Here is a 24,100-nt window from a genome sequence, read left to right as displayed (position 1 = left end):
CGGGTTCTTACGCCCGCTCCGCCCCCGCGGGTACCGCCTACTTGGTGAGCCGCTTCCCGTCGGCGTCGTAGGCGATCAGCGGCGTCAGGACGGCGGAGTCCGGGACGGCGGCGGGGTCGAACCAGAAGACGACCACGGCCGGGTCCCCGCTCCACCTCGCCAGGCTCGCTTCGACGGTCTTGCCGTGCACCGTGGTCGTGATCCGCGCCGCCTGGCCGGCGAAGTAGCCGAAGACGGGGATGACCTCGTCGCCGGAAAGCTCGCCGCCGTCGGTCGCGTGGAAGCCGAACGACCGGTCGGAGCCGCGGAACTCGTTCGTCATGAGCACCGGCTGCAACGTCTCGCCGGAGCGGAACCCGGCCACCAGGCCGAAGTGGATGTCCGGCAGCTGCGGCAGGTCGACCGCGCGCGCGAAGAAGACGATCTCGCCGCGGGCGGTCTTGATCCCGGTCCCGATGACGTCCCCGATCGGCGGCGCCTCGGCCGGTGCCGCGGTCGTCGGCGCGGTCGTCGGCGCGGTCGTCAGCGTGGACGACACGGGGGCCGGCGGCTGCGCGACCGGCGCGGGCGCGGGCTGCCGCACCTGGATGGCGAAGACGAACACGAGCACGACGGCGGCCGCGGCGGCGATCCCGGCGGTGCCCGTGAGCACCCGGCGGCGACGGCGCAGGCGCGCACCGCCGGCCATGATCGCGGCGAGGTCGGGCTCGGAGAACGGCTCTTCGGGCGGCTGCCGGAGCGCGGCGCGGAAGTCGTCGAGGTCGTTCATCGCCCGCTCCCCCCGATCAGCGTGTCTTCGGTGCCCGCTTCGATCCGCAGCTTGGCCAGCGCCCGCGAATTCGTGCTCTTCACGGTACCCACCGAAACCCCGAGCTCACGGGCTACGTCGGCTTCCGGCAGGTCGAAGAAGTGCCGCAGCACGACGACGGCGCGTTCGCGGTCGGTGAGCGTCTTGAGCACGGCGGTGAGCCACGCGCGCTGGGTGACGGCCTTGTCGACGTCGAGGCGGTCCTGCCGCTCGGGCATCGCCTCGGTGGCGTACTCGCGGATCGGGCGCCGCCAGCCGTCGATGACGTGGTTCACCAGGACGGTGCGCGCGTAGCCGTAGGCGTCCTTGTGCCGCACGCGCGACCAGGCGGCGTAGGTGCGGGTGAACGCGGTCTGGGCGGCGTCCTCGGCCTGGTGGCGGTCGCCGGTGAGCAGGAACGCGGCGTGGGTGAGCCGGGCCGAGGACGCGCGGACGAACTCCGCGAACTCGTCGTCGCCGCGAGCCATGCGCCACCCCCTGTTCCTCACCCAGCGACGGGCGGGCCGCGGAAAGGTTGCTCGTCGATCTTCCGAGCGTACGCGCGGGCTAGATTGACCCCATGCGTTCATTGAGGGGGATCCTCGCCGCCGCATGCCTGCTGACCTGCGTCGCAGCGTGTTCGGGCGGCTCCACCACGACAGCGGCGGCGCCGTCCGCACCGCCGTCGTCCACCACGGCGAGCAAGCCGAAGCCGACGCCCACACCGGTACCGCCGACGTTCACGCCGGTGGTATCGCCGGCCAAGCTGACCGGGGCCTGCCCGCTCCTGGGCAACGTCGAGCTGGCGCAGGTCCTCGGCGTCGCCTGGAACACCCGGGAGCCGAGCGAGATGCCGCCCGAGCAGATCGGCCCGGGCAAGGCGTTCCGGTGCTCCTACCCGGTCGGCGAGCTCTACGTGCTCGCGGTTTCGGGTGGCAAGTCGCCGGCCGCGATGGTCAAGCAGCTGGAGTCGGAGTGCTCGGACCCCCCGAAGCCGGTCGCGGGCGCGGGTGAAGTGGCGAGCTACTGCTACGGGACGGGCTACAGCTCGCTGGTCGTGGTCGCCAAGCACGCGCACGGACAGCTGCGGGTCGCCGAGGTCGAGATGGACCGCAGCCGGGCCGACGTCTGCGAATCGCTCGCGAAACTGCTCGGCGAACGCCTTTAAACGTTGTGTAACCGATATCTCGCGCTCGGTCACGGAGGACTAGATTGTCGGACGTGCGCCTACGTGCGCGAGCTTCGCCGCCGGGGGACGCTGACCTGCTGCAGCGTCCACCCGGGCGGTTTCACGACGGCGGCGCCGGCGGTCGGCGCCGGCGCTGCCGTCATCCAGCTAGGGCCGCTGGGCGCGCCTGGTGGTGAGGGCGTTCAGGTCGAGGGTGAGCGGAGTACCGGCGAAGTCGAGTTCGGCGACGCCGGAGAACTCGCCGAAGTTTTCGTAGTCCCCTTCGATCAGCCGATAGGTGATGAGGGTGACCGGGGAGTCGAGGTCGACGATCCAGTAGTGCTCGATGCCGGCTTCGGCGTACTCGGAGAACTTGGTGACCTGGTCGGTCCGCCGGGTGCCCTCGGACAGCACCTCGACCACCAGCCGGACGTCACCGGTGTGGAATCGCGGCGGATTGGTTTCCACGAGGGAGCTGGGTACCACGACCACGTCGGGCGAACGAACCGTCAACGGCGCTTCGGAGAGGACGATCTCGACTTCGCTCAAAGCCCAGTATTCGTCCGCGAGCTTCTCGTTGATCAGGTAGCCGAGCCGCGTCACAGCGGACTGGTGGAATGGCATCGGACGCGGTGCCACGACGAGAACCCCTTCGACCACTTCGACCTGGTGCTCCGGCGTCTCCGGCAGGTTGATCCAGTCGTCGAGGGACAGAAGATCGTGAGGCCATTCCATGACGCTCATCCGCCTTCTCCCCACCACCGGTTACTGGACGTCATCTTCTCACGCCATCCTGCCGCAGTGCTACTCCTCCGTGTAGTCGCCCGATGGGGCTCCCCAGCCCGAAGTGTTCTGCCCGTGTGACTCCGCGATCTCGCGGCGGCGCGCGTTCTCCGCCCGCACCCGGTCCACTTCGGACTGGATGTACTCCTCGTCGTACCGCTGGAACACCCGCGCCGGGTTGCCCGCCACCAGCGTTCGCGGCGGCACGTCCTTGGCCACCACCGAATTGGGCTGCACCGTGGCGAAGTCGCCGATCGTCACGCCCGCCATGATGACCACCAGGCCGCCGATGAAGCAGCCCTTGCCGATCTTCACCGGTTTGCGTTCGATCAGGTCGCTGCCCGAGTGGTTCTGCAGCGTCATGTTCGCCAGCCAGCTCGAGTGCGTGAAGATCAGCGTGTTCAGGCCGATGCTGGTGTGCTCGCCGATCTCCAGGCCGCCGCTCGCGTCGAGGGCCGCGCCCTCGCCCACCCAGCAGTGGTCACCCATCTTGAGGTTCTCGGGACTGATGATCTTCACGCGCTCGCGCACGCGGCACGTCGAAGGCAGCCCGTAGAACTGAGCCCGCTCGGCGTCGTTCATGTACTGCGAGACGAGCTCGGTCAGGATCTGCGGGCGCAGCCGGTGGCTGCGCTCGTCATCGAAGAACATCGGCTTCCGACACCAGCTTCTCGAAGGTGCGCAGGTGCTCCTCCGCTACGACGTCGAGGCCGAAGTTCGAGCGCACCATCTCGCTCTCGCGCTGCGCGATCCGGGCCCGGCGCTCCGGGTCGTCGAGCAGCTCGACCACCGTGCGGGCCACGGCTTCCGCGTCGTCCGGGCGGACCAGCAGGACGTTCTCGCCGTTGCGCAGTTCGATGCCCGGGTAGTTGTCCTCGGTGACCGACGCGATCGTCGCCGTGCCCGAGAGCATCGCCTCCAGGGACGCCGTGCCGCAGCCACCGTTGAGGTCGTGCGTCACGATGTCCGCCGCCGCGAAGTACGCCGGGACGTCTTCCTTCGGGACCGCGCCCGTGACGACCAGTGCGTCCGAGACGCCCAGTTCCGCCGCCCGCTTCAGGAAGGCGTCGTGGTAGACGCGGCCGACCACGACCACCCGGACGCCGGGGTGCTTGTCCAAAATGGACGGCAGGGCCTCGATCAGCGGCAGCCGGTTGCGCAGCGGGATGACGTGGCCCAGCGAGACGATCAGCGGGGCGTCGCCGATTTCGTGCTCCGCGCGGACGTCCTTCGTCACCGGTTTCGCGAAGTGCCCGGTGTCGACCGCGATCGGGAAGTACTCCGAGTTCGCGTCGCTCGTGCCGTAGCGGTCGACGCAGTAGTCGACGCCCAGCTTGTCGAGGATCACGTACCGCGGCTTGATGTAGGCCAGCATCGGCCGGACCAGCACCGCGTCCAGCAGCCGGAACACACTGCCGTACAGCTTGTTGTCGCTGATCAGGAGCGTGTGGATGGTCAGCAGCGTCGGGACGCCGTGCCGCCGCGCGTAGATGCCGGCCAGCCACGACAGGTCGAAGAACTGGCCGTGCAGGTGGATCGCGTCCGGCTTGAACTCGTCGAGCAGCTTCCACAGCCGCCGCCAGTTGCCCGGCCGCGGCGACGCGAAGCTCATGTCGAAGTCGATCGACAGGCCGATCTGCGGCATCTTCACCGCCGGGAGGCGCACGACGCGGTAGCCGTCGCGCTCCTCCTCGGCCGGGGCCTCGCCGTAGGCGGCCGTGATCGCCAGTACCTCGTGCCCTTCCTCGACGAACTGCGCCGCCAGCGACGCCGACATGTGCGCGCTGCCGCCGACGCGGGGCGGGAAGAAGTTGTTCACCACCGCGATGCGCATCGCACGTCCCTGGGCCGGCCCCGCGGTGGCAGTCACTCGGATTCCTCGACCAGTTGCCGCATGCCCTCTTCGACGGTGATCCGCGGCTCCCAGCCGAGCACGTCGCGGGCGCGGGTGATGTCGGCGGCGCGCCGCGAGACCAGCACGTCACGCTCGTTGAACAGCGGCTCGACGTCGACCCCGACGGCCTCGATGAGGATCTTCGCCAGCGCGGCGATCGAGGTGTCGATGCCGGTGCCGATGTTGATCGGCAGGTTCGCCCGCTCCGACTCGAGCGCCGCGACGACGGCCCGTGCCAGGTCGGTGACGTGCACGAAGTCCATCGACTGGTCGCCGCGGCCGTCGATGATCGGCGGCTGGCCGGCGCGCAGGCGCTGGATGAAGTGGTTGATCACCGAGGTGTAGTACGCCTCGATCTTCTGGCCGGGGCCGTACACGTTGAAGAACCGCAGCGCGTTCCAGGACAGGCCCTTCTGGCGCTCGTAGAAGCCGAGCATGTCCTCGCCCGCGCGCTTCGAGATGCAGTACGGCGTGAGCGGCTTGAGCTCGTCGTCCTCGTGCATCGGCAGCCGCTTCGGCTCGCCGTAGACCGACGCGGTCGACGCGAACACCAGGCGCTCGACACCTTCGTCGGCGGCCGCGGCGAACACGTTGTGGTTGCCGGTCATGTTGATGTCGAACGACTCGTGCGGGTCGGCGATCGACTTGTTGATCGAGACCGTGGCGAAGTGGATGACGTGCGTGCAGCCGCGCATGGCCTCGCGCACCGCACCGCCGTAGCGGACGTCCTTCTCGACGAGCTCGACCTTGCCGGTGGCGACGAACTCGTTGACCCGCGCGCGGTCGCCGCGGGTCATGTTGTCGAAGATCCGCACGGTGTAGCCGCCCTCGATGAGCAGCGGGATGACGTGCGCGGCGATGAACCCACCCGCCCCGGTGAAGAGCACCTTCTTGTCGGACACCAATTTCTCCTCGGTCGGCGGGTTCAAGACAGGGACTGCACGGCTTCGCGCACGACCTCGCCGACGCGCGCCACTTCGGCGTCCGTCAGGTTGGCGTGCATGGGGACCGCGAGCTGGCGCGCGAACGCGTCGGCGGAGACGGGCAGCGGGGTCTGGGGCCCGTAGATCGGCTGGAGGTGCGAGGCGTAGGTGCCGAAGTTGCACTGGACACCCTGCTCGCGGATGCGCAGGGCGAGGGTGTCGCGGCTGACCTCCGGCGCGACCGTGAGCAGGTAGGCCTGCCACGGGTGTTCGCGATCGGACAGTTCGACCGGGACGGTCAGCGCGGCGACGTCTTCGAAGGCCTCGTGGTAGCGCTTCGCGACGGATCGGCGGGCGGCGAGGAGGTCCGGCAGCCGGTCGAGCTGGACGTTCATGATCGCGGCCTGCACGTCCGACATGCGGAAGTTGTAGCCGAGCTCGTGGAACTCCGGGATCGGGAGCGTGTTCGAGCCTTCGCGGCTGATCGCCGGCTCGATGCCGTAGGTGTGCAGCTTGCGCGCGTGCGCGATGAGGTCTTCGCGGTCGGAGACGAGCGCGCCGCCCTCCCCGGCGGTGATGCCCTTGCGGCCGTGGAAGGAGAACGCGGCGAGGTCGGCGAGGCTGCCCGCGGGCCGCGTCTTGTACGTCGCACCGGCGGCGCACGCGGCGTCCTCGAACAGCCAGAGGCCGTGCTTGTCGGCGATCGCCCGGTACTCGTCGAAGTCACCGGGCTGGCCGGCGACGTCGACGGCGAGGATGCCGACGGTGTTCGGGGTGATCAGCGACTCGACGTGGGCCGGGTCCGCGCTGAAGACGTCCGGGCGGATGTCGGCGAAGACCGGCTTCGCGCCCGCCTGGACGACGGCGTGGCCGGTGGCCGGGAACGTGTAGTCGCCGACGATCACCTCGTCACCCGGCCGCACGCCGAGGACCTTGAGCCCCAGGAAGAGCGCCGAACCGCAGTTCGCGGTCGCCAACGCGTGCGCGGTGCCGGTGACCTGCGCGAACCGCTCCTCGAACCGGCGGCACGCCGGACCGGCACCGGCCAGCCAGCCGGATCGGAAGACCTCGGCGACGGCGGCGAGTTCCTCTTCGCCGACGGTCGGCTGACCAAGGGCAATGCTCTCGGACGACATACCTCTCCCATTGCGTGGGGACCCGGCGAAGTGTATAGACGTACGCTCAGCTGATTCACAGGCCCACGCCGTACTCCACTTTCGAGTGACGCCCGCCGCGGCCCGATGGACGTCCTACGCTGGGCACATGCGATTCGGGGTACTGGGGGCCGTCGCCGCGTGGACCCCGGACGGCACGCAGGTGGCGGTGGGCGGACCGCGCTCGCGGACGCTGCTGGCGTTGCTCGCGCTGGCGGCCGGGCGGTTCGTCCCGGCCGAACGGCTGATCGACGGCATGTACGGCGAACACCCGCCGGACGGCGCCGCGAACGCCCTGCAGTCCCAGGTGTCCCGGCTGCGGACGGCGTTGAAGGAACTGGCCCCGGTCGAGTTCACCGCGGCCGGGTACCGGCTGGCCGTCGGACCGGACGAAGTGGACGCTCACGCCTTCGAACGCCTGGCGCGCGAAGGGCGTGCGCTGCTGAAGAACGGCGAAGCCGGCCGCGCCGCGCAGCTGCTGGGCGACGCGCTCGCGCTGTGGCGGGGGCCGGCGTTCAGCGATCTGCCGGAGGCGCCCTTCGCCGCCGCCCAGGCCGCGCGGCTCGAGGAGCTGCGGGCGGACGCGGTGGACGACCACGTCGAGGCCCGGCTTGCGCTGGGGCGGGCCGAGGACGTCCTCATCGGACTCCGGGAGACCGTCGCCGCGCAGCCGCTGCGGGAACGGCCGCGGGCGCAGCTCGTGCGGGCGCTGGCCGCCGCGGGCCGGTCCGCCGACGCGCTGGGCGCGTTCGAGGACGCCCGCCGGACGCTGGCCGGCGAGCTGGGCGCCGACCCGGGCCCGGAGCTGGCCGCAGCCCACCTCGCGGTGCTGCGCGGCGAGCCCGGGAAGCCGGTGCTCCCGGCGCTGCCCGCCCAGCTGACCAGCTTCGTCGGCCGGGCCGCCGAGCTGCGGCAGGTGGTGGAGCTGCTCGGACGCAGCAGGCTCGTCACGCTGACCGGCCCGGGCGGCACCGGCAAGACCCGGCTGGCCATCGAGGTCACGGCCGCCGGCGCCGGGCCGGTCGCGTTCGTCGAGCTGGCCCCGCACGAGGGCGGCGTCGTCCACGCGGTGCTGGGCGCGCTCGGCCTGCGGGAGAGCTCGCGCGGCGGCCCCCAGGACCCCGTCGAGCGGCTGATCGGCGCGCTGCGCGACCGCTCGACGCTGCTGGTGCTCGACAACTGCGAACACGTCGTCGACGAAGCGGCCCGGCTGACCGCGCGGCTGCTCGCCGCGTGCCCGGGGCTGCGCGTGCTGGCGACCAGCCGGGAACCGCTCGGCATCACCGGCGAGCAGCTGGCGCCGGTGCCGCGGCTGGCCGTCCCGCCGCCCGGGACTTCCGCCGGGCAGGCCGGCGAGTTCGCGGCGATCCGGCTGTTCGCCGACCGCGCCGCCGCGAGCGACCCGGCGTTCGTGCTCGACGAGACGACGATCGGCGACGTCCAGCACATCTGCGCGGCCCTCGACGGCCTGCCGCTGGCGCTGGAGCTGGCCGCGGCCCGCGTCCGCGCGCTGCCCGCCGGCGAGATCGCGGCCCGGCTCGACGACCGGTTCCGGCTGCTGGCCCGCGGCAGCCGGACGGCCGAAGCGCGGCACCGCTCGCTGCGCGGCGTCGTCGAGTGGAGCTGGGACCTGCTCGACGACGAAGAGCGCGAGCTGGCGCGGCGGCTCACGGTGTTCGCCGGCGGCGCGACCGCCGCGGCCGCCGCCGAGGTGTGCGGCGCCGACGTCGACCTGCTGCCGGAGCTGGCCGGCAAGTCCCTCGTCGAGGCGGCAGGCGGCCGGTTCCGGATGTTGGAGACGATCCGCGCGTTCGGCGCCGAGAAGCTCGCCGAAGCGGGCGAAACCGAGCGGGTGCACCGCGCGCACGCCGAGTACTTCCTGCGGTTCGCCGAGGAAGCGGATCCGATGCTGCGGACCCCGGCGCAGCTCGAGTGGCTCGACCGGGTCGACGCCGAGTACGAAAACGTCCTGGCCGCCCTGCGCTGGGCCACCGAGCACGATGTCGTGCTCGCCCTGCGGCTGGTGCCGCTGCTGGCGATGTACTGGTGGATGCGCGGACGGCGGTTCGAGGGCGCCGGGCTGTCGATGGAGGTGGTTTCACGCTGCTCCCCGGAGGTCCAGGAGCGCTACCCCGAGGAGTTCCTGGTGTGCGTGCTCGGGGCGCTGTCCGGGCACCCCCGCGAGGCGCTGGAGCAGTACCTGCCGCTGGTCCGCCGGTACGCCGTGGACGGCGACTGGACGCCGCGGAACCCGATGCTGGTGATGCTGATGGGCGTCGTCGCGGGGCCGCCCGGCGACGACGCGCAGGTGCTCGGCCGCGGCGAGGGGCTGCTCGCCGGCGGCGACGCGTGGGGCTGGGCGCTGCTGCCGATGGGCCTCGGCCTGCGGGCGATGATGGCGGGTGAGCTGGCCGAGGCCGAGGAAGGGCTGCGCGAAGGCGTGACGCAGTTCCGCGCGCTGGGCGAGCGGTGGGGCCTGTCGATGGCGCTGGACCACCTGTCGCAGCTGCTGACCTGGCGGGGCGAGCACGAGGCCGCCCTGCCGCTGATGGACGAAGCACTGGGCCTGATGCACGAGATCGGCGCGACCGACGACGTGGCCGACCTGATCTGCCGCCGCGCGTGGACGCGCCTGCTCTCGGGCGACCGCGCGGGCGCCCGGGCCGACTACGAACTCGCGGCCGCCACCGCGCGGCGGACGGGCATGCCGGAGTCCCGCGCGGCCGCGTACGTCGGCCTGGCGAACCTCGCGCGGCACGAGGGCGACCTGACCGCGGCCCGGGCGCTGAACGAGCGCGCGCTGGCCGAGTGCCCCGGCGGCTCGTTCTCGGCGGAGACCGCCCGCGCGGGCGTGCTGATCTCGCTGGGCTGGCTGGCGCTGGCGGAGGGCCACCCGGCCGACGCGGGCCGGCTGCACCGGGAGGCGCTGCTGACGGGGCACCGGTGGCACGCGGGGGACGTCGTGGCGTTCGCCCTGGAGGGACTGGCCGGAGCCGCCCGGCCGGAGCACGCGGCGGTCCTGCTGGGCGCCGCGGCCGGCGTGCGCGGGACGGCGATCGCGGGCGATCCGGACGCCGGTTCGGTGCGGGCCCGGGTGCGGGAGTCGCTGGGGCCGGACGGCTTCGAGCGGGCGTACGCGGCCGGCGCGGGGATGAGCGCGCAGAAGGCGCTGACCACGGCGGGCATGGCGGGCTGACCGCGCCGCGGTCCTCGCGTAGCCTGGTCGATCGTGCGCAACGTGGTGGTCGTCGGGGGCGGGATCGTCGGTCTGGCCGTGGCCTGGGAACTCACCAGGCGAGGGCTGGACGTCACCGTGCTGGAGAAGGAATCCCGGTGGGCGGCCCACCAGACCGGGCACAACTCGAACGTCGTGCACGCCGGGCTCTACTACAAGCCCGGGTCCTTCAAGGCGCGGATGTCCGTCGCCGGGAACCGGTCCATCGTGGACTTCGCGCGCCAGTACGGCGTGCCGGTCGAGGTGTGCGGGAAGCTCGTCGTCGCCACCGACGAACGCGAGATCCCGGCGCTGAACACGCTCGCCGAGCGGGCCGAGGCCAACGGCGTCCCGGCCAAGAAGATCTCGCCCGCGGAAGCCCGCGAGTACGAGCCCGAGGTCGCCTGCGTCGCCGCGCTGCGGGTCGAGTCCACCGGGATCATCGACTTCCCCGCCGTCTGCCACGCGCTCGTCCGGCTGCTCGACGAAGCCGGCGTCGACCTGCGGCTGGACTCGCCCGCGCTGGCCATCCGCGCCCACCGCGAGGGCGGGGTCGAGGTCGCGACCGGCAACGACGTCGTCGTCGCGGACGCCCTCGTCAACTGCGCCGGCCTGCACTCCGACCGCGTCGCGCGCCTGGCCGGGCTGACGCCGTCGGCGAAGATCGTGCCGTTCCGCGGCGAGTACTACGAGCTCAAGCCGGAGCGCCGCGGCCTGGTCAAGGGCCTGATCTACCCGGTGCCGGACCCGACGCTGCCGTTCCTGGGCGTGCACCTCACGCGGATGCTCGACGGCAGCGTGCACGCCGGCCCCAACGCCGTGCTGGCGCTGCGGCGCGAGGGCTACCGCTGGGGCGACTTCTCCGCGAAGGACGTCGCCGAGGTCGCGGCCTTCCCCGGTGTCTGGCGGCTGGCGAAGACGTACGCGTTCCCGACCGGGCTCGACGAGGTCCGCCGCTCGTTCTCGAAGAAGCGCTTCGCCGCCAGCCTCGCCCGGCTCGTCCCGGCCGTCACCGAGGACGACATCGTCCGCCACGGCTCCGGCGTCCGCGCCCAGGCCATGCGCCGCGACGGCTCGCTCGTCGACGACTTCCTCATCGAGACCGCGCGCGACCAGGTGCACGTCCTGAACGCGCCGTCACCGGCCGCGACGAGCGCGCTCGAAATCGCGCGCCACATCGCCGACCAGGTTTCCGAGGGTTAGCCCGGCAGGTTCGCGGTCACCAGCGGCAGGCCCTGCTTGACGACGTCGCAGGTCTTGGTGTCGTCGCCGATGAACCCGCTGACCACCTGCACCGAAGACGTGTCGGTGATCGGCAGGAACGCGCCGCAGGTGACCCGCAGGCCGCCCAGGTTCGGGTAGACGCCCCACTTCTTGCCGCCGACGTCGACGGTCTCGGCCGGGGCGACGCCGTTGACGCCCGGCCACTGGGCCACCGGCGTGCTCGGGCCGTACCAGACTTCGAACGCCTTCTGGCCCTCGCTGCCGTCGGTGTCGTCCCACAGGCAGTAGGACGCGTTCGGCACGACGTTCGAGACGGTCTTCTCCCCGTTCGGCGAGATGTTCTTCAGCTGCGCCACCTGGTCGGGCTTGAGCGCCGCGCAGGGGTCGGCCGAGAGCAGCGGCCCGCCCGGCTCCGGCTTCGCCGAGGTCTGCGGCGTGACCGGCGGCGCGTCCTGCCCGCCGGGCAGGTGGGCCGCGGCCTGCGGGATCACCTGCTTCACCAGTTCGCACGACTTCTCGAGCTTGCTGGTCGAGACGCCGACGAAGGCGAACGACTTGTCGCCGAGCGAGGCGTAGAACGTGCAGTCGTCGGGGAGGATCGAGCCGTACTGCGTCCAGCTGAGCCCGCCGATCTCCTGCGGCGAGGACTTCGGGACGGCACCGGCGATGTACTCGTTGAAGTCCATGTCCGTCGCCAGGCCGACGGTGAGCACGGCCGACGGGTCGATGTCGTCCTTCGAGTTCCACAGGCACATCGGCGGCTGGAGCCGGTCCTTGTTCTCGGCCACCGAATTGCCGGGCGACCGGTAGCCGAGCGCGTCGACCTGGGCTTCGTCGAGCAGGTCACAGGCGTTGACGGCCTTGGCGACCGGGCCCTGCCCCGGCACCGGCGACGCCGCACCGCCGACCGTCACCGTGCACCCGGTCACCACGGCCGCGGCGGCCACCGCCGCCGCGACCTGCCACTTGTTGCGCATGAATCCTCCCGTTCGGCCCGGACTGTACTGGGACGAACGGAGGAGCACCGCGGATCCGCCCGATTCAGCGAGGGGTGAGGACTTCCTTGCCGCCGACGAACGGGCGCAGCGCCTCCGGCACGCGGACGGAGCCGTCTTCCTGCTGGTGGTTCTCGACGATCGCGACGATCCAGCGGGTGGTCGCCAGCGTGCCGTTGAGCGTCGCGGCGATCTGCGGCTTGCCGTTCTCACCGCGGTAGCGGACCGAGAGGCGGCGGGCCTGGAACGTCGTGCAGTTCGACGTCGAGGTCAGCTCGCGGTAGGTGTCCTGGGTCGGGATCCACGCCTCGCAGTCGAACTTGCGGTGCGCGGACGTGCCGAGGTCGCCGGTCGCGGTGTCGATCACCCGGTAGGGCACCTCGATCTTCGCGAGCATCTGCTCTTCCCAGCCGAGCAGCCGCTCGTGCTCGGCTTCGGCGTCCTCCGGCTTGGTGTAGACGAACATCTCCACCTTGTCGAACTGGTGGACGCGGATGATGCCGCGGGTGTCCTTGCCGTACGAGCCGGCCTCGCGCCGGTAGCAGGACGACCAGCCCGCGTAGCGGTTCGGACCGTCGTTCAGGTCGAGGATCTCGTCGGCGTGGAAGCCCGCGAGCGGCACCTCCGACGTCCCGACGAGGTACAGGTCGTCGTCCTCGAGGTGGTAGATCTCGCTCGAGTGCTGGCCGAGGAAGCCGGTGCCGGCCATGATCTCCGGGCGGACCAGCGACGGCGTGATCATCGGCGTGAAGCCGTTTTCGAGCGCCTGCGCGATGGCCATGTTGAGCAGGCCGAGCTGCAGCTGCGCGCCGACGCCGGTGAGGAAGTAGAACCGCGAGCCCGACACCTTCGCGCCGCGCTCCATGTCGACGCCGCCGAGCGCTTCGAGCAGCTCGAGGTGGTCCTTCGGGGTGAAGCCGAGCTTGGTCGGCTCGCCGACGTGCTTGAGCACGGTGAAGTCGTCTTCGCCGCCGACCGGGGCGTCCGGGTGGACGAGGTTCGGCACGGTGCGGAAGAGCTGGTCGAACTCCTCCGACGACGTGTTCTGCTCCGCCTCGGCCGCTTTGACCTGCGCGGCGAGCTCCTTGGCCGTGGCCAGCAGCCGCTGCTTCTCCTCGGGCGGCGCCTTCGGGATCTGCTTGCCCAGGAGCTTCTGCTCGTTGCGCAGCTTGTCCGCGGCCGCGATCGAAGAGCGGCGCCGGGTGTCGAGGGAGAGCAGCTTGTCGACCACTCCCTCGTCTTCACCACGAGCGCGCTGCGACGCGCGCACGGCTTCCGGGTCATCGCGCAGAGTCCTGGGGTCAATCACGAAGACAGAGGGTAGTCCGTACAGACTGTGCGGCCCTACTGGGTTATCCCGACAGTCTGATCGTTGAAGCGCTGTTCACGGCGTCCCCATACTCCAGGGAAACCCCGGAGGAGGCGCCCCGATGACCGACGAGCTGCTCGCCCGGCACCGCGCAGTGATGCCGTCCTGGATGTCGCTGCTCTACGAAGAGCCGATCGAGATCGTGCACGCCCACGACCGGCGCATGACGGATTCCCAGGGCCGCACCTACCTCGACTTCTTCGCCGGGGTGCTGACCAACTCGATGGGCTACGACGTCGCGGAGATCGGCGACGCGGTCCGCAAGCAGCTCGACACCGGCATCCTGCACACCTCGACGCTGTACCTGATCCGCTCCCAGGTCGAGCTGGCCGAACGGATCGCGAAGCTGTCGAACATCCCGGACGCGAAGGTGTTCTTCACCAACTCCGGCAGCGAGGCCAACGACACGGCGCTGATGCTGGCGACGCAGTTCCGGCGCAGCAACCAGGTGCTGGCGATGCGCAACTCCTACCACGGCCGGTCCTTCGGGACGGTCGCGATCACGGGCAACCGCGGCTGGTCGGCGTCGGCCCTGAGCCCGGTGAAGGTCAACTACGTCCACGGCGGCTACCGCTACCGCAGCCCGTTCCGGGACATGCCGGACGCGGACTACATCAAGGCGTGCGTCGCGGACCTGGTGGACGTGCTGGACACGGCGACCGCGGGCGACGTCGCGTGCCTGATCGCCGAGCCGATCCAGGGCGTCGGCGGCTTCAGCCTGCCCCCGGACGGGCTGTTCCGGGCGATGAAGGAAGTCCTGGACGAGTACGGGGTGCTGTTCATTTCGGACGAGGTCCAGACCGGCTGGGGCCGCACGGGCGAGCACTTCTGGGGCATCGACGCACACGGCGTGACGCCGGACATGATGACCTTCGCGAAGGGCCTGGGCAACGGCCTGGCGGTCGGCGGCGTGGTGGCCCGCGGCGACGTCCTGGACTGCTTCCAGGCCCAGTCGTTCTCGACGTTCGGCGGCAACCCGGTGTCGATGGCCGGCGCGACGGCGGTCCTGGACTACATCAAGGACCACGACCTCCAGGCCAACTGCGCGGCCCGCGGCTCACAGCTCATCTCCGGCCTGCGCGCCGCCGAGTCACCGATCGTCGCCGAGGTACGAGGCAAGGGCCTGATGATCGGCGTGGAGCTGATCAAGCCGGGCACGACCGAGCCCAACGTCCCGGCAGCAGCAAGGATGCTGGAGGAGACGAAGAAGCGCGGCCTCCTGATCGGCAAGGGCGGCCTGCACGGCAACGTCCTGCGCCTGGGCCCCCCGATGACCCTGACCGCCGAGGAGGCCCAGGAGGGCCTGAACATCCTGGTGGACGCCCTGTCAGCAACCCACGCAGCGCTTTGACCCGAAGAGCTGGGTGGTCCTCCCGTCGCCTGAGGCCGTCAAAATCACTTTGAGCCGGGCCCGCAACCCAGAGTCCAACGCGAGTAGACGACGCAAGCTTGCGGGCCCGGCTCAAAGTGATAGGCCTCGCTCAGGCGACGGGATGACCACCCAGCGACCCCCTCGAGAAGGTGAGGGGACAGCGGGGCTGGTGGTCATCCCGGAGCCTGCCCGTCCGGCGAGGACAGCTTTTGCTTGTTCTCCCGGCCAGAGACTCCCGCGAGAGAGGAGGTCTGGTGACCTCGTGGTCGGCTTGCGTTGCCGGCCGCCGGTTAGCAGGTGAGCTGGAACCTGGCGACTGGGCCGGGAACTGCTAGCCCCGTACGAAGCGCACCACGTGCTCGGCCAGCTCCTCGCCCGCGTCCTCCTGCAGGAAATGTCCCGCGCCGGCGATCACCGGGTGGTCGATCCCCTGGGCGCCCTTCATCGAGCGCTGCAGGATCGGGGACATCCCGCCGGTGATCGGGTCGCTGTCGGAGAACGCCACCAGGAACGGCAGGTCCAGTTCCGTCAGCGTTCGCCAGGCCGTGCGGTTCGCCGCCGAAGCCGGGTCGTCGGGGCGGTACGGGACCAGGGACGGCATCGCCCGCGGGCCTGCCTTGTACATCTCGTTCGGGAACGGTGCGTCGTACGCCGCCCGCTCCTGCTCCGTCAGGGGAGACCGGCAGCCCGACTGGACGAACCGGGCGACGTCCAGCACCTGGGCCTTGTCCACGGCCTCGCGGAACGCGTGCCACTGCGGTGGCATGTCGACGTCGCCGGTGGGCAGGCCGGTGTTGGCCGCGACGACCCGGGCGAAGCGCGAAGGGTGCTCAGCGACCAGGCGCAGGCCGATCAGGCCGCCCCAGTCCTGGCCGACGAGCGTCACGTCGTGCAGGTCCAGCGCGTCGAACGCGAAGCCGCGCATCCACTCGACGTGCCGGGCGTAGGTGTGGTCGACCAGGTCGCCCGGCTTGTCCGAGCGGCCGAAGCCGACCAGGTCCGGGGCGATCGCGCGCAGGCCCGCGGACGCGAGCACCGGGAGCATCTTGCGGTACAGGTACGACCAGCTGGGTTCGCCGTGGAGCAGGAGCACGACCGGGCCGTCGGCCGGGCCCGCCTCCACGTAACCCACTCTGATCACGCCGCCGTGCGGGTCGTCGAGCTCCGCGTACTTCGGCTCGAAGGGGAAGTCGGGCAGGTCCGTGAACCGGTCTTCCGGTGTCCTCAGCAGGCGCACCAGACCCACGCTAGTGCGAATGGCAGAGCCGGGCCACGCACTGCGTGACCCGGCTCACGTCGTTCGGAGGGTCCGGCGTCAGGAGATGCCGACCGCCACCACGAGGCCCAGGCCGATGTGCGCGGCCGCGACCACGATGCTGACCGGGGCGAACTTCTCGCTCTCGATGGTCGAGGCCACGTCGATGCGGGTCGCCCACTCCAGGAGCCGGACCGCGATCACCTGCACGATGATCCCGAGCAGGCCGTAGACCAGCGACGTGATCAGGCCCTCGGTCAGGTCGCTGGCCGAGTTGAAGATCGCCACGACGACGATGAACGCCATCGAGAGCATCCCGGACGCGGTCACGATCACCGCGTTCGGCAGGCCCTGCGTGACCAGCTTCGACAGCTTGCCCGGCGTGGTCCAGTCGATCGCGTAGAAGCCGGCGAACATCAGAATCAGGCCGATGACGCCGTACAGCAGGATCGCGCCGATCCCCCGCACGAGGTCGGAGCCGAACGTGTCGGACAGCGCAAGGGTCGTGTTCACGGTGTGTCTCCCAGGGGAAAAGAGCTGATCAGCGACGGTGTTCTATCACGACTCGACGATGCGATGTGGGACAAATGCCGCACCGTCGTCGGTGACCAGGCCGCCGGTCTCCCGGATGCCGAGGCCGGCGGAGCTGTCGCCGACGATCCACGCGCCCAGCGCCGGCCGGTAGCCGTCGAACTCGGGCAGCGGGTCGAACGCCTGGTAGACGAAGCCTTCGGCGCCGTAGACGCCGTCGGTCTGGGTCTCGTAGCCGGTCGCGACGATCTGCACGTTCGCGCCCTCGCGGCCCAGCTTCGGCTTGCGGACGTACTCGGTGAGCAGACCGGGGTCGTCGGCGAACGCGGGCAGCAGGTTCGGGTGGCCCGGGTAGTTCTCCCACAGGATCGCCAGCAGCGTCTTGTTGGAGAGGATCATCTTCCAGAGCGGCTCGATCCACAGCGTCCGCGGCAGCGACTCGACGGCGTTGCGGCCGAACTCCTCGTCGACCACCCACTCCCACGGGTACAGCTTCAGCACGGTCGCCATCTGCGACTCTTCGAGGTCGACGAACCGCTTGAGCACCGGGTCCCAGCCGATCTCCTCGATCGCCAGCCCCACCGTGTCCAGCCCCGCCTCGGCCGCCGTCTCCTGGAGGTACGCCGTGGTGACGTTGTCCTCGCCGCTCGGATCGGCCGCCGACCAGGTGAAGTGCAGTTCGTTCGACGGCAGCTTGTCCTGCAGGAACGCCCAGCGCTCGACGAGCTTCTCGTGGATCGAGTTCCACTGGTCGTCGTCCGGGAAGACGTCGGTCTTCCAGTGCCACTGCAGCAGCGACGCCTCCAGCAGCGTGGTCGGCGTGTCCGCGTTGTACTCCAGCAGCTTCGCCGGCGACTTGCCGTCGTAGCGCAGGTCGAACCGGCCGTAGACGTGCGGGTCCTGCCGCTTCCACGACTCGGCGATGTGCGGCCAGACCCACTCGGGGATGCCGAACCGCTGGTAGCCCTCGGTCGTCACGACGTTGTCGACGGCCTCGAGGCACATCGAGTGCAGCAGTTCGACGTCGGCTTCGAGCGAGAGCACCTCGTCCATGTCGAAGACGTAGTGCACGGACTCGTCCCAGTACGGCCGCATCCGGCCGCTGCTGTCGCGGGCCGGCGTGCCGTAGACGAGTCCCTGCTCCTCGACGATCCGCTGCCAGTCGCGCCGCGGCTCACGCCGGTCCCGGTACACCTACGATCCCCCGCTCTTGCCGCTGCCGCCGGTGCCCCCGGTGCTGCCGCTCTTCCCGCTGATGCCGAAGCCGCCGCGCTGGACGGACTTGCCGGACTTCGTGTTGACGCTGGTCCGCGACGACGGCGCGTCGTACGAGCCACCGCTCACGCGCTGGCCGATGGTGCCGGTGCCGCCGTAGTTGTAGCGGTAGCTCTGGTAGCCGCCACCGCCGATCGGCAGGAACAGGAAGCCACCGCTGTGGTAGCCGCCGTGGCTGGTGACGTAGTTGTCGTCGCAGTAGTCGTCGTTCTGGACGACGCCGTCCTTGTCGGTGCAGACGGCCGTGACCTCGCCGGCCGGCTTCGCGACCGAGTAGAACGTCGCGACCAGGCCGACGAGCCCGACCGTGACCCCGCTGCCGATGAGGATCTTGCGCCGGGTCGCCGCCTTGGCGTCGGCCTGGCGGGCCAGCTCCTCGTCGCGTTCTTCCTGCGCGAGCGCCTGCTGCCGCGCCCGCTGTTCGGCGACCGACGGCTGCTTGGGCTGCGTGTTCGAGTCCTGGAACCTCATCGAACCGCGCTTCGGCGGCTCGGGGGGCGGCTGGTCCCCAGTGTTGCTGTCCTGCGTCATGTGCGCTCCGTAATCCCGGCCACCACGAAACCGTGACCCACCCTAACCACCCGGATCGCGCACGTCGCGCGCGGCGCGGGCATCATGGACTGCGATGTCTCCCAGCGCCGATCGGTTCCCCACCGCCACGCAGACGCTGCGCACCCGCGTCGTGATGGGCGGGATCTTCGCGGGCGCGCTCATCGCGCTCGCCCTCAGTGTCGTCTTTTCCTGGAGCGACGGCATCACCGGCGGCTCCGGCGGTGGCGCCGGCAAGCTGTCCGCGGCCGCCCAGGAGGCGTTCCACTCGCCCCCGGGCAGCTGCCTGACCTGGGACAACCCGGACGCGAGCGACGCGCGGAAGGTGGCCTGCACCGAACCGCACCTGTTCGAGGTGACCGCGCTGGCGGACATCGGCGCCCAGTTCCCGGAGGGTGCGCCGGTGCCGTCGCTGGAGCAGTGGCAGCAGATCGCGCAGCAGAAGTGCACCGCCGACGTGAAGCCCTACCTCGGCCACAACCTCGATCCTTACGGAAAGCTGACGACGAACCTGCTGCGCCCGACGCCGTCGCAGTGGGACGACGGCGACCGCCAGCTGCGGTGCGGCCTGCAGTGGGCGGGCCCCGGCGGCAAGCTGCTGCCGACGACCGGGCCGGCCAAGACGCAGGACCAGTCGCTGGTCTTCGAGCCCGGCACCTGCCTCGCGCTGCAGGGCAAGGGCGTCGGCGACCCGCTCGACTGCGCCAAGCCGCACTCCTACGAGATCATCGCGACCCTCGACCTCAAGACGAAGTTCAAGGACGGCTACCCGAAGCAGGACGACCAGAAGGCCTGGCTCGACACCGAGTGCACCAAGGCCGCGGCGGACTACACCGGCGGCGCCGACCTCGACCAGAAGAAGCTGATCCTGACCTGGGACCTGCGCGAGCAGGAGAGCTGGGACGCGGGGTCGGCCAAGGTCAACTGCAAGGTGGCGGCGCTCCTGCCGGACAAGAGCGGCCTGCAGGCGGTCACCGGCAGCGTCAAGGCCGCGCCGGCCGGTCCCGACGGCGGCCAGCCCCAGGACGGCGGCCCGCCGTCGGACGGGGGCGGCGGCCCGGCCACGTCGAACTCGGCCCCGCCGTCGACGAAGACGAACGGCTGATGCCGGTCGAGATGAGCCGGGAGCGGTTCGAAGAACTGGTCTCGGCGGCGCTGGACGAGGTACCACCCGAGTTCGCGCGCGCGATGGACAACGTCGTCGTGCTGGTCGAGGAGTTCAACGACGAGGCGCCGGACATCCTCGGGCTCTACCACGGCGTCGCGCTGACCGAGCGGACGTCGTCGTACGGCGGGGTGCTGCCCGACCGGATCTCGATCTACCGGCAGCCGATCCTCTCGATGTGCGAAGACGAGGAAGAGGTCGTCGAAGAGGTGCTGATCACCGTGGTGCACGAGCTGGGTCACCACTTCGGCATCGACGACGCCCGGTTGCACGAGCTGGGCTGGGGCTGAGCCCGCACTGTAACCCCGATCGGGTGACCGCGCGCTTATCCTGTTACCCGAAGTCATTGGGTGACTGCGATACGTGCTGGGGGCCCCGATGGACAACGCGCGAAGACTCCCGTGGCTGCTGACGTCGAGCGCGGCCTCCCACCTGGGGGACGGCATCGGCAAGGTGGCCCTGCCCCTGCTGGCCACGACCCTCACCCACGACCCGGTGCTCATCGCCGGGTTGTCCGCCACCCAGTTCCTGCCGTGGCTGCTGTTCGCCGCCGTCGCCGGCGCGCTGGTCGACCGGATCGACCGGCGGCGCGCGATGGTCGTCGCGAACACCGCCCGCGCGGCCGCGGTGGGCGTGCTGGCCGTGCTGGTCGCCACCGGCGGGATGACGATCTGGCTGGTCTACCTGACCGCGCTGGTCATCGGGACGGCCGAGACGATCGCCGACAGCGCGGCGAACGCGCTGGTCCCGGCGGTCGTCGGCGACGGCTCGCTCGACGCCGCCAACAGCAAGCTGCAGGCCTGCGAGATCGTCGGCCAGACGTTCCTCGGCGGGCCGATCGGGAGCCTGGCCTTCGCGCTCTTCGCCGCGTTCCCGTTCGTCCTCAACTCCGCGGGGTTCGCGATCGCGGCCGCGGTGCTGCTCGGGCTGACCGGCACCTACCGCGGACGCGGCGAGGCGCGGCCGGCTCGGTTGCGCACCGAGCTGGCCGACGGCCTGCGCTGGCTGCGCGGGCACCCGCTGCTGCTCCGGCTGGTCGTCGTCGCCGGGCTGCTCAGCCTGGTCAGCGAGCTCGCGCAGGCGCAGCTGGTGCTCTACGCGCTCGACGACCTCCACCTGTCCGACGCGGCCTTCGGGCTCTTCGCGTTCGTCGGCGGCATCGGCGGGCTCGCCGGCGCGGGCGTCGCGCCGCGGCTGGTGCGCGCGGCGGGCCGGCGCGCGGTCGTCGTCGGCGGGATCCTCGGCTGCGGCCTCGGCTTCGGCGGGATGGGCCTGGTGCGCTCGCCGGTCACGGGTGCGGTGCTGTTCGGCCTGTTCGCGGCCTCCGTGGTCGCGGTGAACGTCGTGCTCGCGACCGCCCGGCACATGCTCGTGCCGGGCGAGCTGCTCGGCCGGGTGCTCGGCGTCTGGCGCACGGTGGTCTGGGGCGCGATCCCGATCGGCGCCCTGCTCGGCGGGGTGCTGACCGGCGCGCTCGGCTCGGCCGCGCGGACGTTCGCCGCGTCCGGGGTGGCCATGCTGGTGATCGCCGCGTTCGCCTTCGGGGCGCTGCGGCGGTTCCCGCTCGGTGACGAATCGGACTCAGCCGCGGCGCTGATGCACCAGGATCCGTGATTGTGAGCTGAAATAGCTCCTCACCCAGGTGGTGAGGAGGCGACCATGCGCACCGTGGACCCGGGCACCGGCACCGACGCCGTTCCCGACTTCGAGGAGTCCCCGGCCGAGACCGGCGAGCCCGCCGCACCGCAGCCGTCACGCCGGCTGCTGGTGCTCTGCGCGGTCGCCGGGTTCGTGCTCGGCGGCAGCGTGCTCGGGCTGCTCTGGGGGCTGTCGGGGGTGCACGCCGGCGCGCTCGACGACGCCGTCGCGGCGTGCCAGGCGCTCGACCGGGTGGGCGAGCTACCCGACACGAGCCGGGACGCGCAGCCGTCGCTGACGCCCGGCCTCAGCGCGGAACGGCTGCAGCGGATGACGGCGGCCCGCGCCCTGTCCGCGGCCGCCGCCCAGGTCAACGCCAACTACCAGCCGCTCGCCGACCACATCGACGGCGTCAGCCGGATGGTGCTGAGCCTGCACTTCAACGACATCTCCGGGCAGCGGCACCTGACCGAGGCCAAGGAGATCTGCGGCCGCATTTAGGCCGGGTGAACCGTCTTCACCGCGAGCTGGTTGCCGGGGATCTTCGTGCTGGCGCAGCCCGTGCCCTCGGACGGCAGGAAGTTCGACGCGGTCTCCTGCGGCAGGTAGATCCGCAGGCCCTTCACCGCGGTCGGCTGGCACGTGTTCGAGTCGAAGTTCTGCACGTTCACGAACTGGAGGTCGGCGGCCGCGGTCTGGCCCGGGTTCAGCTTGACGGCGTTGCCCTTGCTGCCTTCGCGGAAGGCGTCCTTGCCGACCTGGTGCCCGTCCGCGCCCGCGACGTAGGACACGCCGGGGAAGCCCTGGATGAGGCACGGCTTCGAACTCGAGTTGGTGATCAGCAGCGGCCGGTACGTCGAGCCGGCGCCGGCGTCGCCCTGGCCGAGCGCGAGCTTGACGTCGCCGGCCTTGCAGAGCCCGTTGTCCGCGGGCTGGGCGGGCGGCGACGAGGCCGGCGTCGAGCTGCTGGGGCTGGACGTGGCCGTGGTGACGGTGGTGGAGCTCGGCGACGCCGAGGTCGACGGCGTCGAGCTGCTGGCCGCGGGCGTGGCCCCGCCGCCCCCGCAGGCGGAAAGCGCGAAAACGCCTGCCGAAGCCGCGACCACCGGGAACAACCGTGAAAGCTTCGTCCGAACCATGTCAATCGCCTCCCTGATGTCTTGCTACTGGGTAGACGTACGGATCTCCGGCAGGTTGGTTCGCACCGTTAATTCCCCACCAAACGTTTCTCAAACGTGACGAGATCACACTTTCGTGACGTTCAGAGCGGGGTGTCGACCCAGGTCAGGCAGTGCCACACCCCGTCCGGCCGGGCCGTCAGCTCGACGAGACCGGTGTTCGGGATCAGCGCCGCGTTGGCGACGTCGGCGTGGACGTTCGGCGCCAGCCACTCGCCGGCCAGCCGGATCGCGCCGCCGTGGCTGACCAGCGCGACCACGCCGTCCGGGTCGGCCTGCTCGTGCTTGGCCCGCAGCGCGCCGACCGCGTCGAGCATCCGGCTGCGCACGCTGGTGCCGCTCTCACCGCCGGGCAGCGACGGCTCCAGCTCGCCGAGCGTCCAGCGCCGGACCGTGTCCATGTAGACCCGGATCGACTCGTGGTCGGTCGCGCCCTCCAGATCGCCCGCGACGACCTCGTGCACGCCGTCGACGACCTGCACGTCCATGGCGAACCGCGCGGCCAGCGGCGCCGCGGTCTGCTGGGCGCGGGTCGCCTGCGAGGCGTAGACCGCGACCAGCGGTTCGCCCGCGAGCCGCACGGCGAGCTGCTCGGCCTGCCGCCGGCCGAGGTCGGTCAGCGGCGGCCCGGGCAGGGCGGTGTCGAGCGCGCCGCGGACGTTCCCGTCGGTCTGCCCGTGGCGGATGAGCAGCAGCCTCACGCGAGCTCCCCCTTGCGGACCGCTTCGGCCCACACCGCTGCTTCGACGAAGTCGTCGTTGCCGGCGCCGGGTTCGATCGTGGTGCGGGTGCCGTCGGCGCGCGGGTGCGAGCCGAGGAACCGCAGGTTGCGGCAGTGCCGGCGCAGCGCGGTCAGCGCGTCGAGGATGCGCGGCTCGGCCACGTGCCCCTCGAAGTCGATGAAGAAGCGGTACTCGCCGAAGTTGTTGCGCGTCGGCCGCGCGTCGAGCCGGGTCAGGTTGATCCCCCGGTCGGCCAGCGCGGTGAGCAGCTCGGCGAGCGTGCCGGTGCGGTTGACGGCCGCGGCGACCACCGACGTCCGGTCCGCGCCCGTCGGCTCCGGCAGCTCGCCCGGCGGGCGGACCAGCAGGAACCGCGTCGCCGCGTCGGTCACGTCGGCGACCTCGGTGGCCAGCACGTCGAGATCGTAGTGCTCGACCGCGACCGGCGCGCAGACCGCCGCGTCGAACTCGCCGTCCAGCACGCCGACGGCGGCGGCGGACGTCGACGACGACGCCACCGGGTGCGCGCCCGGGAGGTTCGCTTCGAGCCACTCGCGGACCTGGGCCAGCGCGTGCGGGTGGCTGGCGACGGTCCGGATCTCGCCGCCCCCGCGCCGGGTCAGCACGCTGAAGTGGATCGGCAGGATGGCCTCGGCGACGGCGACCAGCGGCGTCGCCTCGCTGAACGCGTCGAGCGTCGTCGGCACCACGCCTTCGACCGAGTTCTCGATCGGCACGCAGGCGGCGTCGGCCCCGCCCTCGCGGACGGTCGTCATCGCCTGCCGCACGGTCTCGACCGGAATCAGTTCGTCGCCGGGGGCGAGCGCCCGCGCGGCCTGTTCGGTGAAGGTCCCCCGGGGGCCGAAGTATGCGATCCGTGACACAGCGCCCAGGTTACGGGGGT

At 71.2% G+C, this 24,100-nt stretch carries 24 protein-coding genes; 8 read left to right on the top strand and 16 right to left on the bottom strand.

The features are described 5' to 3' along the window. Positions 1-37: 37 nt before the first annotated feature. Both ACLJQM_RS00235 and ACLJQM_RS00230 read right to left on the bottom strand, forming a co-directional pair. Positions 38-769 (bottom strand): hypothetical protein, encoded by a 732-nt coding sequence (locus tag ACLJQM_RS00235; protein WP_410629538.1) that lies wholly within the window; start codon positions 767-769, stop codon positions 38-40. Then, on the bottom strand, positions 766-1,275 hold the full coding sequence (locus tag ACLJQM_RS00230) for a SigE family RNA polymerase sigma factor (protein ID WP_247015895.1): 510 nt from the start codon (positions 1,273-1,275) through the stop codon (positions 766-768). Before ACLJQM_RS00230 ends, ACLJQM_RS00235 begins: the two co-directional genes overlap by 4 nt. A 92-nt stretch (positions 1,276-1,367) precedes the next feature. Between ACLJQM_RS00230 and ACLJQM_RS00225 the strand changes: the two genes are divergently transcribed. Beyond that, positions 1,368-1,955, top strand: a complete 588-nt coding sequence (locus ACLJQM_RS00225; protein ID WP_410629536.1) for a hypothetical protein — start codon at positions 1,368-1,370, stop codon at positions 1,953-1,955. A 168-nt stretch (positions 1,956-2,123) separates the two neighbouring features. Here ACLJQM_RS00225 and ACLJQM_RS00220 read toward each other — a convergent pair whose 3' ends face one another. From ACLJQM_RS00220 to ACLJQM_RS00200, 5 genes are read right to left on the bottom strand one after another with little or no spacing between them, the layout of a single operon-like run. Next, complete coding sequence (locus ACLJQM_RS00220; protein WP_410629535.1) at positions 2,124-2,699, bottom strand: Uma2 family endonuclease; 576 nt, start codon at positions 2,697-2,699, stop codon at positions 2,124-2,126. 60 nt (positions 2,700-2,759) lie between these two features. Then, positions 2,760-3,389 carry an acyltransferase gene (locus tag ACLJQM_RS00215; protein WP_360774982.1) on the bottom strand — a complete coding sequence of 210 codons (630 nt, stop codon included), beginning with the start codon at positions 3,387-3,389 and terminating at the stop codon, positions 2,760-2,762. Then, the gene (locus ACLJQM_RS00210) at positions 3,376-4,572 is read right to left on the bottom strand and encodes a glycosyltransferase family 4 protein (protein WP_360774985.1); all 1,197 of its coding nucleotides are present in this window, start codon (positions 4,570-4,572) and stop codon (positions 3,376-3,378) included. The genes ACLJQM_RS00215 and ACLJQM_RS00210 overlap by 14 nt, the downstream gene beginning before the upstream one ends. Positions 4,573-4,604: 32 nt before the next feature. Continuing rightward, entirely contained in the window at positions 4,605-5,534 is a 930-nt protein-coding gene (locus ACLJQM_RS00205) for an NAD-dependent epimerase/dehydratase family protein (protein ID WP_247015906.1), read from the bottom strand. A 23-nt stretch (positions 5,535-5,557) separates the two neighbouring features. Then, positions 5,558-6,691: a DegT/DnrJ/EryC1/StrS family aminotransferase gene (locus tag ACLJQM_RS00200; RefSeq protein ID WP_410629532.1), complete on the bottom strand. Its 1,134-nt coding sequence runs from the start codon at positions 6,689-6,691 to the stop codon at positions 5,558-5,560. A 127-nt stretch (positions 6,692-6,818) separates the two neighbouring features. Here ACLJQM_RS00200 and ACLJQM_RS00195 point away from each other — a divergent pair, with 127 nt between their 5' ends. Beyond that, complete coding sequence (locus ACLJQM_RS00195) at positions 6,819-9,905, top strand: ATP-binding protein (protein ID WP_410629530.1); 3,087 nt, start codon at positions 6,819-6,821, stop codon at positions 9,903-9,905. A gap of 33 nt (positions 9,906-9,938) precedes the next feature. Further along, positions 9,939-11,126: an L-2-hydroxyglutarate oxidase gene (gene lhgO / locus ACLJQM_RS00190; protein ID WP_410629528.1), complete on the top strand. Its 1,188-nt coding sequence runs from the start codon at positions 9,939-9,941 to the stop codon at positions 11,124-11,126. Here the strand turns inward: lhgO and ACLJQM_RS00185 are convergent. Beyond that, a complete protein-coding gene (locus ACLJQM_RS00185) occupies positions 11,123-12,124 on the bottom strand; it encodes a DUF3558 family protein (RefSeq protein WP_410629526.1) in 1,002 nt (333 codons plus the stop codon). The two genes, lhgO and ACLJQM_RS00185, sit on opposite strands and share 4 nt — an antisense overlap. A gap of 64 nt (positions 12,125-12,188) precedes the next feature. Continuing rightward, positions 12,189-13,451 (bottom strand): serine--tRNA ligase, encoded by a 1,263-nt coding sequence (gene serS, locus ACLJQM_RS00180; protein WP_247015916.1) that lies wholly within the window; start codon positions 13,449-13,451, stop codon positions 12,189-12,191. 121 nt (positions 13,452-13,572) lie between these two features. On the opposite strand from serS, the gene ACLJQM_RS00175 reads away from it, so the two are divergent. Beyond that, complete coding sequence (locus ACLJQM_RS00175; RefSeq protein ID WP_410629524.1) at positions 13,573-14,862, top strand: aspartate aminotransferase family protein; 1,290 nt, start codon at positions 13,573-13,575, stop codon at positions 14,860-14,862. Between the two features lie 352 nt (positions 14,863-15,214). Here ACLJQM_RS00175 and ACLJQM_RS00170 read toward each other — a convergent pair whose 3' ends face one another. From ACLJQM_RS00170 to ACLJQM_RS00155, 4 genes are all read right to left on the bottom strand, one after another. Then, entirely contained in the window at positions 15,215-16,129 is a 915-nt protein-coding gene (locus ACLJQM_RS00170) for a haloalkane dehalogenase (RefSeq protein WP_360775000.1), read from the bottom strand. A 69-nt stretch (positions 16,130-16,198) separates the two neighbouring features. Continuing rightward, positions 16,199-16,651 carry a DUF350 domain-containing protein gene (locus ACLJQM_RS00165; protein ID WP_247015922.1) on the bottom strand — a complete coding sequence of 151 codons (453 nt, stop codon included), beginning with the start codon at positions 16,649-16,651 and terminating at the stop codon, positions 16,199-16,201. A gap of 45 nt (positions 16,652-16,696) precedes the next feature. Further along, complete coding sequence (locus tag ACLJQM_RS00160; RefSeq protein ID WP_247015924.1) at positions 16,697-17,863, bottom strand: glutathionylspermidine synthase family protein; 1,167 nt, start codon at positions 17,861-17,863, stop codon at positions 16,697-16,699. Then, positions 17,864-18,475: a hypothetical protein gene (locus ACLJQM_RS00155; RefSeq protein WP_247015926.1), complete on the bottom strand. Its 612-nt coding sequence runs from the start codon at positions 18,473-18,475 to the stop codon at positions 17,864-17,866. It abuts the gene before it with no gap. A 94-nt stretch (positions 18,476-18,569) separates the two neighbouring features. On the opposite strand from ACLJQM_RS00155, the gene ACLJQM_RS00150 reads away from it, so the two are divergent. The 4 genes from ACLJQM_RS00150 (at position 18,570) to ACLJQM_RS00135 (ending at position 21,797) form a co-directional block, all read left to right on the top strand. Next, positions 18,570-19,598, top strand: coding sequence for a septum formation family protein (locus ACLJQM_RS00150; RefSeq protein WP_360775007.1), 1,029 nt, complete (start codon positions 18,570-18,572; stop codon positions 19,596-19,598). Then, the gene (locus ACLJQM_RS00145) at positions 19,598-19,948 is read left to right on the top strand and encodes a metallopeptidase family protein (RefSeq protein WP_410629521.1); all 351 of its coding nucleotides are present in this window, start codon (positions 19,598-19,600) and stop codon (positions 19,946-19,948) included. The genes ACLJQM_RS00150 and ACLJQM_RS00145 overlap by 1 nt, the downstream gene beginning before the upstream one ends. A gap of 88 nt (positions 19,949-20,036) precedes the next feature. Further along, the gene (locus ACLJQM_RS00140; RefSeq protein ID WP_410629520.1) at positions 20,037-21,272 is read left to right on the top strand and encodes an MFS transporter; all 1,236 of its coding nucleotides are present in this window, start codon (positions 20,037-20,039) and stop codon (positions 21,270-21,272) included. 45 nt (positions 21,273-21,317) lie between these two features. After that, entirely contained in the window at positions 21,318-21,797 is a 480-nt protein-coding gene (locus ACLJQM_RS00135; protein ID WP_247015932.1) for a hypothetical protein, read from the top strand. On the opposite strand, the gene ACLJQM_RS00130 is transcribed toward ACLJQM_RS00135, so the two are convergent. The 3 genes from ACLJQM_RS00130 to pheA form a co-directional block, all read right to left on the bottom strand. Further along, positions 21,794-22,435 (bottom strand): DUF4232 domain-containing protein, encoded by a 642-nt coding sequence (locus ACLJQM_RS00130; RefSeq protein ID WP_410629519.1) that lies wholly within the window; start codon positions 22,433-22,435, stop codon positions 21,794-21,796. The two genes, ACLJQM_RS00135 and ACLJQM_RS00130, sit on opposite strands and share 4 nt — an antisense overlap. A gap of 122 nt (positions 22,436-22,557) precedes the next feature. Then, complete coding sequence (locus tag ACLJQM_RS00125) at positions 22,558-23,175, bottom strand: histidine phosphatase family protein (RefSeq protein WP_410629518.1); 618 nt, start codon at positions 23,173-23,175, stop codon at positions 22,558-22,560. After that, complete coding sequence (gene pheA, locus ACLJQM_RS00120) at positions 23,172-24,080, bottom strand: prephenate dehydratase (RefSeq protein WP_410629517.1); 909 nt, start codon at positions 24,078-24,080, stop codon at positions 23,172-23,174. The genes ACLJQM_RS00125 and pheA overlap by 4 nt, the downstream gene beginning before the upstream one ends. Positions 24,081-24,100: the final 20 nt, after the last annotated feature.

This window comes from Amycolatopsis sp. cmx-4-83 (assembly GCF_046548815.1).
Lineage (GTDB): Bacteria > Actinomycetota > Actinomycetes > Mycobacteriales > Pseudonocardiaceae > Amycolatopsis > Amycolatopsis pretoriensis_A.
This window is presented reverse-complemented; position numbering and strand designations above follow the sequence as displayed.

What these genes read in the sequence shown, in the direction of transcription:
- ACLJQM_RS00235 (WP_410629538.1), bottom strand. Translation starts at nt 769, where the DNA reads ATGAACGACCTCGACGACTTCCGCGCCGCGCTCCGGCAGCCGCCCGAA.
- ACLJQM_RS00230 (WP_247015895.1), bottom strand. Translation starts at nt 1,275, where the DNA reads ATGGCTCGCGGCGACGACGAGTTCGCGGAGTTCGTCCGCGCGTCCTCG.
- ACLJQM_RS00225 (WP_410629536.1), top strand. Translation starts at nt 1,368, where the DNA reads ATGCGTTCATTGAGGGGGATCCTCGCCGCCGCATGCCTGCTGACCTGC.
- ACLJQM_RS00220 (WP_410629535.1), bottom strand. Translation starts at nt 2,699, where the DNA reads ATGAGCGTCATGGAATGGCCTCACGATCTTCTGTCCCTCGACGACTGG.
- ACLJQM_RS00215 (WP_360774982.1), bottom strand. Translation starts at nt 3,389, where the DNA reads ATGTTCTTCGATGACGAGCGCAGCCACCGGCTGCGCCCGCAGATCCTG.
- ACLJQM_RS00210 (WP_360774985.1), bottom strand. Translation starts at nt 4,572, where the DNA reads ATGCGCATCGCGGTGGTGAACAACTTCTTCCCGCCCCGCGTCGGCGGC.
- ACLJQM_RS00200 (WP_410629532.1), bottom strand. Translation starts at nt 6,691, where the DNA reads ATGTCGTCCGAGAGCATTGCCCTTGGTCAGCCGACCGTCGGCGAAGAG.
- ACLJQM_RS00195 (WP_410629530.1), top strand. Translation starts at nt 6,819, where the DNA reads ATGCGATTCGGGGTACTGGGGGCCGTCGCCGCGTGGACCCCGGACGGC.
- ACLJQM_RS00185 (WP_410629526.1), bottom strand. Translation starts at nt 12,124, where the DNA reads ATGCGCAACAAGTGGCAGGTCGCGGCGGCGGTGGCCGCCGCGGCCGTG.
- ACLJQM_RS00175 (WP_410629524.1), top strand. Translation starts at nt 13,573, where the DNA reads ATGACCGACGAGCTGCTCGCCCGGCACCGCGCAGTGATGCCGTCCTGG.
- ACLJQM_RS00155 (WP_247015926.1), bottom strand. Translation starts at nt 18,475, where the DNA reads ATGACGCAGGACAGCAACACTGGGGACCAGCCGCCCCCCGAGCCGCCG.
- ACLJQM_RS00150 (WP_360775007.1), top strand. Translation starts at nt 18,570, where the DNA reads ATGTCTCCCAGCGCCGATCGGTTCCCCACCGCCACGCAGACGCTGCGC.
- ACLJQM_RS00145 (WP_410629521.1), top strand. Translation starts at nt 19,598, where the DNA reads ATGCCGGTCGAGATGAGCCGGGAGCGGTTCGAAGAACTGGTCTCGGCG.
- ACLJQM_RS00140 (WP_410629520.1), top strand. Translation starts at nt 20,037, where the DNA reads ATGGACAACGCGCGAAGACTCCCGTGGCTGCTGACGTCGAGCGCGGCC.
- ACLJQM_RS00135 (WP_247015932.1), top strand. Translation starts at nt 21,318, where the DNA reads ATGCGCACCGTGGACCCGGGCACCGGCACCGACGCCGTTCCCGACTTC.
- ACLJQM_RS00130 (WP_410629519.1), bottom strand. Translation starts at nt 22,435, where the DNA reads ATGGTTCGGACGAAGCTTTCACGGTTGTTCCCGGTGGTCGCGGCTTCG.